The sequence below is a fragment of the Breznakia blatticola genome (assembly GCF_004365815.1).
Classification (GTDB): Bacteria; Bacillota_I; Bacilli_A; order Erysipelotrichales; family Erysipelotrichaceae; genus Breznakia; species Breznakia blatticola.
The window spans coordinates 24,555-37,809 of the sequence record NZ_SODD01000020.1 but is presented as its reverse complement, the minus strand read 5'-3'; the positions used below and the strand labels follow the sequence as shown (position 1 = coordinate 37,809).

The 13,255-nt window shown below is 36.3% G+C and carries 13 protein-coding genes; all 13 read right to left on the bottom strand.

What is annotated here, in order from left to right; genetic code table 11:
- Positions 1-31: 31 nt before the first annotated feature.
- The 13 genes from EDD63_RS06620 to EDD63_RS06560 all read right to left on the bottom strand — a co-directional run bounded on the left by EDD63_RS06620 (position 32) and on the right by EDD63_RS06560 (position 13,249).
- Complete coding sequence (locus tag EDD63_RS06620) at positions 32-640, bottom strand: reverse transcriptase domain-containing protein (protein WP_134169714.1); 609 nt, start codon at positions 638-640, stop codon at positions 32-34.
- Positions 641-1,217: 577 nt separating this feature from the next.
- On the bottom strand, positions 1,218-2,642 hold the full coding sequence (locus tag EDD63_RS06615; protein ID WP_134169712.1) for a hypothetical protein: 1,425 nt from the start codon (positions 2,640-2,642) through the stop codon (positions 1,218-1,220).
- Positions 2,643-2,760: 118 nt separating this feature from the next.
- The gene (gene tuf / locus EDD63_RS06610) at positions 2,761-3,945 is read right to left on the bottom strand and encodes an elongation factor Tu (protein ID WP_067425782.1); all 1,185 of its coding nucleotides are present in this window, start codon (positions 3,943-3,945) and stop codon (positions 2,761-2,763) included.
- 123 nt (positions 3,946-4,068) lie between these two features.
- Positions 4,069-6,141 (bottom strand): elongation factor G, encoded by a 2,073-nt coding sequence (gene fusA / locus EDD63_RS06605; protein ID WP_134169710.1) that lies wholly within the window; start codon positions 6,139-6,141, stop codon positions 4,069-4,071.
- Between the two features lie 12 nt (positions 6,142-6,153).
- The gene (gene rpsG, locus EDD63_RS06600) at positions 6,154-6,624 is read right to left on the bottom strand and encodes a 30S ribosomal protein S7 (protein ID WP_134169708.1); all 471 of its coding nucleotides are present in this window, start codon (positions 6,622-6,624) and stop codon (positions 6,154-6,156) included.
- A 29-nt stretch (positions 6,625-6,653) separates the two neighbouring features.
- The gene (rpsL, locus tag EDD63_RS06595) at positions 6,654-7,070 is read right to left on the bottom strand and encodes a 30S ribosomal protein S12 (RefSeq protein ID WP_067425773.1); all 417 of its coding nucleotides are present in this window, start codon (positions 7,068-7,070) and stop codon (positions 6,654-6,656) included.
- Between the two features lie 188 nt (positions 7,071-7,258).
- The gene (locus tag EDD63_RS06590; RefSeq protein WP_134169706.1) at positions 7,259-8,152 is read right to left on the bottom strand and encodes a hypothetical protein; all 894 of its coding nucleotides are present in this window, start codon (positions 8,150-8,152) and stop codon (positions 7,259-7,261) included.
- A gap of 111 nt (positions 8,153-8,263) precedes the next feature.
- Positions 8,264-9,625 (bottom strand): MATE family efflux transporter, encoded by a 1,362-nt coding sequence (locus EDD63_RS06585; RefSeq protein ID WP_166667570.1) that lies wholly within the window; start codon positions 9,623-9,625, stop codon positions 8,264-8,266.
- A gap of 75 nt (positions 9,626-9,700) precedes the next feature.
- Positions 9,701-10,663, bottom strand: a complete 963-nt coding sequence (locus tag EDD63_RS06580) for an SIS domain-containing protein (RefSeq protein ID WP_134169702.1) — start codon at positions 10,661-10,663, stop codon at positions 9,701-9,703.
- A gap of 26 nt (positions 10,664-10,689) precedes the next feature.
- Positions 10,690-11,526: a PTS system mannose/fructose/sorbose family transporter subunit IID gene (locus tag EDD63_RS06575; protein ID WP_134169700.1), complete on the bottom strand. Its 837-nt coding sequence runs from the start codon at positions 11,524-11,526 to the stop codon at positions 10,690-10,692.
- Between the two features lie 15 nt (positions 11,527-11,541).
- On the bottom strand, positions 11,542-12,318 hold the full coding sequence (locus tag EDD63_RS06570; protein ID WP_134169698.1) for a PTS mannose/fructose/sorbose/N-acetylgalactosamine transporter subunit IIC: 777 nt from the start codon (positions 12,316-12,318) through the stop codon (positions 11,542-11,544).
- Between the two features lie 18 nt (positions 12,319-12,336).
- A complete protein-coding gene (locus tag EDD63_RS06565; RefSeq protein WP_134169696.1) occupies positions 12,337-12,816 on the bottom strand; it encodes a PTS sugar transporter subunit IIB in 480 nt (159 codons plus the stop codon).
- 16 nt (positions 12,817-12,832) lie between these two features.
- Positions 12,833-13,249 carry a PTS sugar transporter subunit IIA domain-containing protein gene (locus EDD63_RS06560; protein ID WP_166667569.1) on the bottom strand — a complete coding sequence of 139 codons (417 nt, stop codon included), beginning with the start codon at positions 13,247-13,249 and terminating at the stop codon, positions 12,833-12,835.
- Positions 13,250-13,255 lie beyond the last annotated feature (6 nt).

The window sequence follows — 13,255 nt, the reverse complement described above, 5'->3', positions numbered from 1 at the left end:
TAAATATAGAAAGGATAATTAAATTCGACTTTCATAAGGTGCTGTTGGTTGAAATAATGTGACTACGTTTGGTTAGAATAAAGCGCCGAAGCACAATAAGTCCATTCTCCATAATTCCTGCTCGCAAGAATGAACGAATCAAATGTAGTACTTCTTTTTCATTCACTCGCTCTCTAAGTTTTGAGATTAATTTATCATGATTTACTGTATCAAAATATTTTTCGATATCCATATCTATGACCCATTCATACCCCTCGTTAAGACTATCAAGTACATTCTCCATTGCATCGTGTGCACTTCTTCCCATGCGAAAACCGAAACTATGTTCACTAAAACATGGTTCATAGATTCCACTAAGTTTTTGTGCAATTGCTTGTTGAATAACTCTATCTACTACTGCGGGTATCCCCAATGGTCTTTGTTTACCATTTCCTTTTGGTATATAGACTCGTCGTACTGGCATTGGTTTGTATTTCATTTGCATAATGGAGTTAATAATTTCTCTTCCATTCTCTTTGAAATAACTATCAATTTCACTCACATTCATCTTATCGATTCCTGGTGCGCCTTTGTTACTTTTGACTTTCCTAATTGCCTTTTCTACATTTTCTTTAGTAAACATTTCTTCAATTAATCTCATTCGCTGTTCCTCCTCTACTTGTAGATGTATTCAAAATCATCCCCATTACTTTCCCAATCAGTGATTACGTTTCACCTTTCCTTGGTATTCTCATTTTCGGACTATTTGAACATTGCTCATAGTGATTCACACTATACATACATTAAGTCCTTCATTGTCTAGGCATGACAACTACTATGACCTCAGCTGACTCCTTACGATAAACCTTTTTCGACCGACCCATTTAACGATTACTGTGTTAAAGCTTTCGTACTTATTCGTCCGTAAGGTATCCCAGGGTAAGATACATATCTTTTTCACTTTCACAACCTCTTGATTTACTGTCTTGGTTTACGTTTACCCTTTGGACTTCGGTTTGATTTGCACCCTTATCCACCATTTAGCCTTATATCAAGTTTCTGTTCGTAGGCTCGAAAGACTTGCTTCCCCACTTCCTTCACCCCGTCGTCACCGACTTCGGCTTGTGGTTCGCTACGCTTAGCGGTAACACCTGCGGTTGGACTTTCACCAACTAGATATGCACCATGCCTGGCACACAAATAAAAACAACACCAATTTCTTGATGTCGTTTTCAAACCTATTTTCTTTGCATCGAAAACGTATTGGTATTTTCATGATATGTGATTGTACACGAAAATAATTCTTCCATGTTTTCTAAAGACAAATACTCTTTTGAATTTGGTAAATATGTCTTCTCATTATTGAAATAATAGTAGAGACCTTTTTTATCTGCAAATGAGTCATCGATGATGTATGTATTTCCATCAATTTCATAAACTGTATACGAGACAAGTGAAGAACCAAAATCTTTTTCAAGTTTTTGATATTTCTTGTAGTTTTCCTTATCTTCATCTAGACATATACCTGAACAGTTACTTGGATATTCGATTACATAATCTAGTCCAGCAACAAAATGATAAGCAGTCGTAATATTGCTACCAACTTTTAGGACATATTGTTGATCTTTTTGATCAAAGCAGATACTTGTTTTTCCACCAGCATCATTTATGATACAAACATTATCAGTTAATGAAGATATGCTAATTCCTGCAACTTTATTCACTGTAAAATCATTGGTAGGTATCTTCACATCATTTTCTAGATAGTAGCTTCCATCTTTATCGTAAAAATCATAACTAAAATGATATATATCGCCATTATACGTAATCGTATAATCTTGATTTGTTCCTGCAATTCCATAACCTAAATGTTCGTTATACTCAATTTCCTGAAAGATTTCAAATAGTATCCCATACGTGACATCTTTAGATCCACTTAGTGTATATCGTTTATATGAATCATGATATTGAATGTGAACTTCTTGAGTTTTATCTCTTGCTTCACTTAACTTCGAATTTGGAATACTTGTATCTTCCAAACGATATTGCACGATTTTTTGCACATATGCAGTTTGTATTTCTTCACTTGTTATTTTTGTATCTAAATCTTCACGCATAATATACACATCAGGAAATAGATGTTTGAATGCATCCTTTTCATATTGCAGTTTTACAGGAATATTTGCTCCCTTAGGCAGACCTTCATTTACTTGTGTATATATTCGCTTGGCATAATCCACCTTATTTTCAATTTCATGATATGCAGTATACATCATATAGATAGATGTATTTGATTCATCTACATATGCTTGTTCACTTAACAAGTTTTGTTTTTGCTGTTCAAGTTCCCATTTTATACTTACATCTTTGTAGTCATCATCCAAAATGTATTCACAGCCACTTCCTGCACAACCAAATAGTCCACCACTTGCCTTATGACTTGTGACTTGTATTTGTAAGTTTTTACGTTTCTCTGGTGTGAAGGTATAGATGATTTCATTATTTACTTTATCTTCACTTACATATGTAAATGTTTCGTCATATGCATCTTTTAAATATGACAGTGCTTCTTCTTTCGTATAGTGCTCTTCTCTTCCTTTGTCACACCCTGTAATCATGACAAGTAATGCACACACCACACACAGTATCCATTTTTGTTTCATTTTCGTTCCCTCTACACTTTATTATAGCGAAAAATATGCAAATACGAAATATCTTTAGTATTCCATACAGAAAAAAAGCCGCTTGCGCGACTTTTTAGATTTTGTGATAAGACTAAAATTATTTAATAATTTCAGTAACGTTTCCAGCACCTACTGTACGTCCACCTTCACGAATTGAGAATTTAGTTCCTTGTTCGATCGCGATTGGCGCAATAAGTTCAACGCTCATTTCTACGTTATCACCAGGCATAACCATTTCAGTTCCTTCTGGTAATGTGATTACTCCAGTAACATCTGTAGTACGGAAGTAGAATTGAGGACGGTAGTTAGAAACGAATGGTGTGTGACGTCCACCTTCTTCTTTTGAAAGTACATATACTTGTGCTTTAAAAGTAGTGTGAGGAGTTACACTTCCAGGTTTACAAAGGATTTGTCCACGAACGATTTCGTCACGGTTAACCCCACGTAATAATGCTCCAATGTTATCTCCAGCTTCAGCGAAGTCAAGAAGTTTACGGAACATTTCGATTCCAGTAACAACTGTTTTCTTAGTGTCTTTAATACCAACGATTTCAACTTCTTCGTTGATGTTTAATTGTCCACGTTCAACACGTCCAGTAGCAACTGTACCACGACCTGTGATTGTGAATACGTCTTCCACTGACATAAGGAATGGTTTGTCAGTTTCACGAGTTGGATCAGGAATGTATGCATCTACTGCATCCATAAGTTCTGTAATTTTTCCAACCCAAGCTTCTTCTCCTTGAAGTGCTTTTAAAGCAGATCCGCGGATAACTGGAGCGTTATCTCCATCGAAGTTGTATTCGCTTAATAATTCACGAACTTCCATTTCAACAAGGTCAATTAATTCTTCGTCATCAACCATGTCACATTTGTTTAAGAACACAACGATTTTTTCTACACCAACTTGGTTAGCAAGAAGGATGTGTTCACGAGTTTGTGGCATAGGTCCATCTGTAGCAGCAACAACTAAGATTGCTCCATCCATTTGTGCAGCCCCAGTGATCATGTTTTTTACGTAGTCGGCGTGACCTGGGCAGTCAACGTGCGCGTAGTGACGTTTTTCTGTTTGGTACTCAACGTGAGCCGTGTTAATTGTAATTCCACGTTCTTTTTCTTCAGGTGCTCCATCAATTTGGTCATAAGCTTGTGCTTCAGCGTTTCCTGTTTTTGCTAATACGTTTGTAATAGCTGCAGTTAATGTTGTTTTACCGTGGTCAACGTGACCAATAGTCCCAATATTAACGTGAGTTTTCGATCTATCGAACTTTTGTTTAGACATTTTTCATTTCCTCCTAATTTTAAGTACATTTAAAAATATCGAATTTTCGTTATCCTTTATCATTTTAAATCATGTTACTAAGAAAAGCAATATGTTAAAACAATAAATCAATTGCAAGAAAGATTACGCAGCAGCGCGTTCTTTCATGATTTTTTCACTAATGCTTTTTGGTACTTCAGCATAGCGAGCAAACTTCATTGAATAGTTACCACGACCTTGTGTAAATCCACGTAAGTCAGTAACGTATCCGAACATTTCAGAAAGTGGAATACTTGCTTTAACTGAAATCGCATTTCCTCTTTCTTCTTGACCATCGATCATACCACGACGAGAGCTAACGTCTCCCATAACTGATCCAAGGTATTCAGATGGTGCAGTAACTTCAACTTCCATGATTGGTTCAAGTAAGACAGGATCACATTTCTTAGCAGCTTCTTTAAGTGCCATAGATGCAGCGATCTTATATGCCATTTCACTTGAATCGACATCGTGGTAAGATCCATCGAATAATGTTGCTTTCAAGTCAATAACTTCGTATCCAGCTAACATACCGTTGTGTAAAGCAGCTTCAACCCCTTCACCAACAGCTTTGATGTATTCTCTTGGAACTGATCCACCAACTGTTTTATCTTCGAACTCAAATCCTTTGTCAGGGTTTGGTGCAAAGCGAATCCAAACGTGTCCATATTGTCCACGTCCACCTGATTGTTTAATGTATTTCCCTTCACATTCTGCTTCTTTGCGGATTGTTTCACGGTAAGCAACTTGAGGTGCCCCAATGTTTGCTTCTACTTTAAACTCACGTTTCATACGGTCAACGATGATGTCAAGGTGTAATTCCCCAACTCCAGCGATGATTGTTTGTCCCGTTTCATCATCAGTGTATGTTTTGAATGTTGGATCTTCTTCAGCAAGTTTTGCAAGAGCAAGTCCCATTTTGTCTTGGTCACCTTTTGATTTAGGTTCTACCGCAACACGGATAACTGGCTCTGGGAAGACCATTGATTCAAGAACGATTGGTGCGTTTTCTGCACATAGAGTATCTCCAGTAGTTGTATCTTTAAGACCAACAGCTGCAGCGATATCTCCAGCATAAACTTCAGAGATTTCTTTACGTTCGTTTGAGTGCATTTGAAGAATACGTCCGAAACGTTCTTTTTTACCCTTCGTTGCATTCAATACGTAAGTTCCACTTTTTGCTGTTCCTGAGTACACACGGAAGTAAGATAATTTACCTACGAATGGGTCAACAGCGATTTTAAATGCTAACGCACTAAATGGTGCACTATCACTTGATTCACGTACTTGTTCTTCACCGTCTGGTGTAACACCTGTAATTGCAGGTACATCAACTGGTGAAGGTAAGTATGCAAGAACTGCATCAAGAAGTAATTGAACCCCTTTGTTTTTGTATGCAGATCCACATAATACTGGGAAGAATTCACCAGTGATTGTTGCTTTACGGATTGCTTCTTTTAATTGTTCAAGAGATGGTTGTTCTCCTTCAAGAACCATCATCATCATGTCATCATCAAAATCAGCAACTGTTTCTACTAATTCTTGGTGTAATGCTTCACATTTGTCTTTTAAATCAGCAGGAATTTCAATTTCTTCAATATCTGTTCCTAAGTCATTTGTGTAGTTATAAGCTTTCATTTCAACGATATCAATGATACCAGTGAAGTTAGCTTCTGCCCCAATTGGGAATTGGATAGGTGCAGTTTTTGCTCCTAAACGATCCTTAATTGTGTTTACACTCATTTCGAAGTCTGCCCCTGTTGCATCCATTTTGTTACAGAATACAATACGAGGAACTCCATAAGTTGTTGCTTGACGCCAAACAGTTTCTGTTTGAGGTTCAACCCCAGCTTTTGCATCAAGAACAGTTACAGCACCATCTAATACACGTAGTGAACGTTCAACTTCTACAGTGAAGTCAACGTGACCCGGAGTATCGATAATGTTAATACGGTGACCTTTCCAGTGAGCTGTAGTAGCCGCACTAGTAATTGTGATCCCACGTTCTTTTTCTTGTTCCATCCAGTCCATTGTAGAAGCTCCATCGTGAGTTTCTCCAATTTTGTGGTTTACCCCTGTATAGTACAAAATACGTTCTGTACAAGTAGTTTTTCCGGCATCGATGTGAGCCATGATACCGATGTTACGAGTGTTTTGTAGACTAAATTCGCGAGCCATATAAATAACCTCCTACCAACGGTAATGAGCAAACATTTTGTTTGCTTCTGCCATTTTGTGGATATCTTCGCGTTTCTTAACTGAAGCTCCATTTCCTTCAGCTGCATCCATGATTTCAGCAGCTAATCTTTGTTCCATTGTTTTTTCGTTACGTAAACGAGCGTAGTTTACGATCCAACGAAGTCCTAATGTTAAACGTCTTTCAGCAGAAACTTCAACTGGTACTTGGTAGTTAGATCCCCCAACACGGCGTGCTTTAAGTTCTAACATTGGCATAACGTTTTCTAACGCAGCTTCAAATACTTCCATTGGTTTCTTTTCTGTTTTTACTTCGATAATATCGAATGCATTGTAAAGAATTGTTTGAGCAACTCCTCTTTTCCCATCTACCATGATCTTATTAATTAAGCGAGTAACTAATTTCGAGTTGTAAATTGGATCGACCAATACATCACGTTTAGGGACATGTCCTTTTCTAGGCATAGTATTTCCTCCTTCTTCTTAGTTTGCGACTATTTCGCTTTTGGTTTTTTCGTACCGTATAAAGATCTTGATTGATTACGGTCATTAACTCCAGCACAGTCAAGTGTTCCACGAACGATGTGGTAACGTACCCCTGGTAAATCCTTAACACGTCCTCCACGGATAAGCACAACACTGTGTTCTTGAAGGTTGTGACCGATTCCACCGATGTACGCAGTTACTTCCATTCCGTTTGATAAACGAACACGAGCATATTTACGTAATGCAGAGTTTGGTTTCTTTGGCGTCATTGTACCAACACGAGTACATACTCCACGTTTTTGTGGTGCAGCTTGTTTTGTTGGACGAGAACGTAAAGAGTTGTAACCTCTGTTTAAAGCAGGTGATTTTGTAACCCAAACTTTGTCTTGACGACCTTTTCTTACTAATTGATTAATAGTAGGCATAATTTCTCCTTTCAAATCTAAGCACACATTTCCGGGTGTGCCATCCTTTGGCATAATAAATGTTCCATCACTGGAACCCACTAGCTTGTTCATAATATAACAATCCAGTGTATCTTGTCAACGATTTTTTCAAAAAATGCGCGAATGGACAATTCTCTTATCCACGTCGCGCTTTTCTTATCTAATTTCTAGAATGTAACGACTGCAAGCACTATCAATAATGCAAACGTTGCAAGTGCCACAAATCCATATAGGATGCTTGCTTTCCATGCTTTGATTTGTACGATATCTTCTTCTTTTGTTGCTTCAGTTAATCCAAGAACCTTTTGCGGAGATGTAGATATAATTCGTCCAATTTGACGAAATGCATTTGCTCTACGCTTCGCTGCTGAATATGAATATAAGTCCGTACTTAATCTTCGTGCAACTGCTGCATTCACTGACCAGTTACGCCACGGTATTGCCCAAGCTAAAATATTTAATATTAAACAAATAATATTTGCTACATTCAATTTCCATCCTTCGACAGCTTTTTGCACTTCATACGTTACCTTACCTGTAAAGTTTAACTCATCTAAACTATCATTTATCCACGTTCTATATTCGTGTGTATCAGTTTCATATGTTTCATCTAATCCACTATGCACAATATCCATCGCTTCACTTTCATCCATATCTTTATCAAACGCATAGATTATATTTGCTATAATCTCATTTGCGTGCTTTGTATTTGCTTCATCAAAATAGATAGTGGCATCAAAAACGGAATGGTTTATTTTACTTACTGACACATTGATACCATTATCATAATAATACTCAATTTCTTTACCATGATCTTCGATTGTATATGAATCAAACTTAGGTAAATCAAATGAAGTTGCATAATCTGATTCATTGTATCTTTCTGTAAATGTATCCAGTTGAACTGCTCCCTCAGCTTTTCCTGCATTGTTTTTTTGGAAAACAACAAAACCTAATGTACATACCGAAACAAGCATACATACAATCGCAATATACAAACTCACTTTGGGTAGTGGTGCATGTATATTGTGTTCTTTACATATTTCATTAACTTTAAACATAATTTCCCCTTTACGTAAACGTGTTTTAGTATATCACAAGTAGTTAAGTTGTATCCATACTTGTTTATTAAAAAACAACTGTCGAATAATTACAGTTGTCTTAAATTCATTCTATATACATGTTTGTTGCTTTGGACTTTCTACAAGGTGATGTAACCACTTTTTCTTTTTGATGCGTTTAAAGCCTAATACCAAACGAACAAATTGTTCTAGTTGAGCAAGTACAATTACGAATACGATATTGTTTATCGAGAAGCCATAAATTAGTACAAAGGTAATTGCAATCCCTACTGTCCACATGATGACTGAATCTAGAAATGCTAAATATTTACTTTCCCCACCAGCACGAAGTGTCGCAAAAATAACAACATTGAAAAAACGGAATGCTACACGAATAGAAAGTGCGCGTATAATTGCAATTGCTAAATTGACATCTGCAGGATTTGATAAGTGATATATCGCTACAATATTTGGTGCAAAAACAATCACTCCTAAAGCAACTCCAAATGCTAATACAAAAGCAAGACCAAAGAAGTAATCTACTACTTTTTGGGCATAATCATAATTCTTCTTTCCAAGTTCAAAACCAATTAGTGAAGTAGCTGATGAGGAAATCGCACTAACCACTGTATAAAATACTTGAATGACTCGATCCCCGATGTAATAACAATCCATCACGCGTTTACCAAAGTGTCCATACGCAATCACAAACATCGAGTTCCCAACACCAAATAGTGTTTCATTTACTACTAGTGGTGCAATTCCTTTGATTGTTGTAGTTACTATGTGCAATGGCATTGTAAATATATCTTTAACTTTTCCAAGAAAGGGTTGCTTTGTATAAAGTGAAATTCCGAGGTATAAAAGAAAGGCAAACCCTTGGCTTAACGTCATACTCATGCCAGCACCAGCAATACCAAAACCTAACATAAACATACACACATAATTTAGTCCTATTTTTACAACTAATGTAATCATACTTACCATTAGTGGAACATGTGTTTTTTGAACACTTTGGTATGCGTAAACAAAACTCATAATCAATGCAGTGAAAATAAATGAAAAGCATCCATACCTTAAATATTCAAATGCGGTTTCTATTACACTTTGATCACTTATGAATATCGAGAGAAAGCGTGTATTAAATCCTAGTGAAATACCAATCCACAATAATGCATTTAAAAAAACACATAATAAACTAAGCATAAAATACTGTCGCATCTCTGTAAGTTTTTTTGCTCCATAGGCTTGAACAATATATACATTAATTCCTGCAGCAATACCAAAGGATGCTCCTTGCATTAGTCCATCTACTTGTAATGCAGTCCCAATTGCACTAACCCCATCAAAAGATTGTGCCATCATAGAATCAATGATTCCACTAATACTTGTTGCAAAGGATTGAATTGCAATTGGTACAATTAGTCTTCCCGTTCTTTGATAAAAGAAGCGATCAGCAATAAATCTTCTCATCTTCCCCTCCATATTCATTTATAAAAGGGAAGCCTTGTGAACTTCCCTCATATGTTCTTAACTTAGCTAATGATTTTAGTAGTTATATTTCCACATGTATTTACGTTTACTTAATGGGTGATTTCTCATATCAGAAAGTAAGTTGTTGTAAACACCAATGATTCCACTGTAGAATAATGCATCATAGTATTCACTAACTTCACCCAAATCATTCATTCCGTGTTCTGCACCATCAATTACTGTTAAGTGGTGGTTGTATTGTGAAATGAAATCAATTGCACGATCATCTAATGCACGTGTTTTACCTGTTGATTTAAATAATAGGTATGCAGTATTTGGATCTGTAATTTCAAATGGTCCGTGGAAGAATTCACCTGTGTGAATTACACAAGAACTAATCCATTGCATTTCCATAAAGATACAAATACTTTGTTGGTGTGCTGCACTCCAAGCTGTACCACTACCCATTGTGTAAATTGTTTTATCGTCTTTGTAGTCGATTGAGAATTTAATCGCATCTGGAATTAAGTTCTCACGAGCTGCATTTAGAATTCCATCCATTTTTGACATTGCTAAAACCATTGCATCATATTGTCCACTTTGTTCAACTTGTTGACAAACTTCATATGCAATTGCTAGTGCGTATGCACCTTTTGTTTGTGCAAAATCATTGTCTACTCCATCTGTGAATTGAATAATGTAATCTGCTACGTCTTCCATTACAGTTCCTGTTTCTAATTGTAACCCCACAACTGTTGCACCTTTTTTCTTAGCTACACGTCCTGCTTCTACTGTTTCTGCAGTATTCCCACGACGAGATGCAATTACTACAATTGAATTTTCTGAAACTGATTTTGGTGTGTCGTACACGAATTCATTTGAAGAAATGTAGAAAGACTTAACATTCTTTGCTTCTTCTTGAATGTAATAGTGTGCTGGTTGGAAACACGCAAGTGATCCCCCACATCCAACAAAACTCACATTTTTAATTTCCTTTTTACTTAATACTTCTTCAATCATTTGTTTTACATTAAACATTTTCTTTTCTCCTCCTCATTCAATGTTTATATTGCTAAAATTCCAAAGTATTGGAATATAACACCAGCGACAAAACAACCCAGAATTACCAAGATTGGATTGATTCCTTTTTTTACAATCCAGTACATAATTCCTGTCATTGCAAGTGGTAACATCTTTGGTAAAATGTTGTCTAATAGTGGTTGCAATTGGAATGTCTCTCCATATGAAATTGGTGTTGTAATGTTTACTAATGAAGCAACCATCCCTCCGACAACAACAAGTCCAGCAACACTACATGCATACATAACTTTATCCATCAGATCACTTTCTGATATTTCACGTAATAATTCTTGTCCTTTTACATATCCTAGTTTTCCACCAAACCAAGTGATTGGAAAACTTACTGCAAATGAAATAAGCATGGCAATGATTGGTCCTAAAATCGAACCTTGTTGCGCTAACGAAATCCCAATACTCATCGCAATAATACGAACAGTTCCTTGGAATAAAGCATCACCAATACCTGATAATGGTCCCATTAATGCAACTTTTACGTTGTTCATAATTCTTGGATCAAATGTATCTGGGTGTTCGCAGTACTCTTCCTCCATCGCAGCTACGATACCCATTACAAATGAACCAAATTGTGGTGTGATGTTAAAGAATTCAAGTGAACGTTGATACGCTTCTTTTTTCTTGTCATCTTCATCAGGTTCACAATATAAACGATCTAATGTATTTGAAATCCCCCACATAAATGCAGTATTCATTTGTCTTTCATAGTTCCAAAGTGTTTGCATACACCATCCACCCCAGAAAAATTCTCTAGTTTTCTTATGTAAAGATGTATTCTTCTGAACCTCTAAACCTTTTTTACTCATAGTCTAACCCCCTTTTTAATCCAACTCATCTAATTCATCAACCGCACCAACAGTTACTGCTTGTCCATTACCATAACGAAGTTGGTAGAACAGTAATGCAAGTACAATTCCGATTACAGCAATTGCTGTTAAACCTAAACCAGAGTATGCAGAAATAACAAATCCAATTAGGAAAAACACACAGTTTTTCTTTGAAATCATTGTAGAAAGCAACAATGCAAACCCATAGAATGAAATAATGTTAGCCCCTAAACTTACTCCAGTCATAATGAACTCTGGTACTACCTCTAAAATTTGGTTAATTAATCCCTCTCCAAAATATACGGCAATAAATACCACTGCAAATGCATTGATGCAGTATGTTAATGGACCAAGAACAATATCTACAAATTTTGCTTTTTTATAGTTACTTGCTTCAACTGCACGGTCGATCATATGTGTTAAGTTCAAACGTACAACATCGAAGAATGTAACAACAAAACGGTCCAATACTGTAAGTGGTACTGCAATTGCAAGAGCAGTTTCAATATCAACTCCTGAACGAATAACTATCGCACATCCTACAATCGCACCTTTATTCATATCGAATCCTGATGCTCCAATTGACATCATCCCTAATGTAACCATTTCAAGTTGTGCACCGATAAGAAGTCCGGTTTCAAGGTCCCCCATTACCAATCCAACCAATGTACAAGTAATCAACGGTCTTTCAAAATTAAGTCTTCCTAATACCCTTGAGTCCAATTGCATAAAGACAGCAATTAGCCCAATAATAATTGATTGTAATAACATAATCTCTCCTTATAATCTCTAAAATTTAATACTGTCGACATCCAACACTTCACGTTTTGTCGTTGGCAGTTGTTGCATCACGACTTTTGTTCCATGTTGTAAAATACGCTTCGTATCCTCCAATTCCGAAGGGTTTAAATACACCACTTCAAAGACATGTGCTGAACCTTCTTTTTTCGTAATCCCACCATAGTTAATAACAGGCAATTTAGGATAGGCTTCGACAAAGTCTGCACAGTCTTTCGTGTTACCAAAAACCATAAAGATTACATCGCTTAACTTCTCAACTTTTGGCATTTTACTTAATGCTTCTTCAACTGAGAAAATATTCAATTTTACTCCTTGTGGTTTTGCCATATTGATTGCCATTTTTTGTAGATCGTCATGTGCTGCTTTATTATCAATTACGATAATTCGTGTCGCCCCCAAAAACTTCGTCCACGTGAATGCAACCTGACCATGTACAAGTCGGTGATCAATACGTACTTCTTTAATCATTTAGTTACCTCCTTTCTTATAAATCAGCATCCAAGAATGCTACTTCACCAATGTTGTCAAAATAATGTACGTTTAGTAATTCAGATTTGCAGCGCTCTTGAATATCTTCTTTTTCAAGTGTTTGTCCACTTAGCAATAAATCAATTAATAATCCTAAGTTCACATTTGAAATCAAGATAAAATCATAGAACTGTTTATGCTTAAAGAATTCATTGTTTACACTCCCACCAACCAAATCTGTACAAACAATTAAACGTTCATTTTCAAAATCAATACTGTCTAAATATGTTTTTGATGCCTCTTCAAGTGAGAAATTTTCCTCTGTGTAGCAACACATAATATCAAGATCTACATCGCCGACAATCAAAGAGATTGCACTTTGAATCCCTCTTGCCATTTCACCATGTGTTGCTAATAATACTTTTGTTTTCATATGTAC

Coding starts and splice junctions, on each gene's coding strand:
- EDD63_RS06620 (WP_134169714.1), bottom strand. CDS start 640: ATGAGATTAATTGAAGAAATGTTTACTAAAGAAAATGTAGAAAAGGCA.
- EDD63_RS06615 (WP_134169712.1), bottom strand. CDS start 2,642: ATGAAACAAAAATGGATACTGTGTGTGGTGTGTGCATTACTTGTCATG.
- tuf (WP_067425782.1), bottom strand. CDS start 3,945: ATGTCTAAACAAAAGTTCGATAGATCGAAAACTCACGTTAATATTGGG.
- fusA (WP_134169710.1), bottom strand. CDS start 6,141: ATGGCTCGCGAATTTAGTCTACAAAACACTCGTAACATCGGTATCATG.
- rpsG (WP_134169708.1), bottom strand. CDS start 6,624: ATGCCTAGAAAAGGACATGTCCCTAAACGTGATGTATTGGTCGATCCA.
- rpsL (WP_067425773.1), bottom strand. CDS start 7,070: ATGCCTACTATTAATCAATTAGTAAGAAAAGGTCGTCAAGACAAAGTT.
- EDD63_RS06590 (WP_134169706.1), bottom strand. CDS start 8,152: ATGTTTAAAGTTAATGAAATATGTAAAGAACACAATATACATGCACCA.
- EDD63_RS06585 (WP_166667570.1), bottom strand. CDS start 9,625: ATGAGAAGATTTATTGCTGATCGCTTCTTTTATCAAAGAACGGGAAGA.
- EDD63_RS06580 (WP_134169702.1), bottom strand. CDS start 10,663: ATGTTTAATGTAAAACAAATGATTGAAGAAGTATTAAGTAAAAAGGAA.
- EDD63_RS06575 (WP_134169700.1), bottom strand. CDS start 11,526: ATGAGTAAAAAAGGTTTAGAGGTTCAGAAGAATACATCTTTACATAAG.
- EDD63_RS06570 (WP_134169698.1), bottom strand. CDS start 12,318: ATGTTATTACAATCAATTATTATTGGGCTAATTGCTGTCTTTATGCAA.
- EDD63_RS06565 (WP_134169696.1), bottom strand. CDS start 12,816: ATGATTAAAGAAGTACGTATTGATCACCGACTTGTACATGGTCAGGTT.
- EDD63_RS06560 (WP_166667569.1), bottom strand. CDS start 13,249: ATGAAAACAAAAGTATTATTAGCAACACATGGTGAAATGGCAAGAGGG.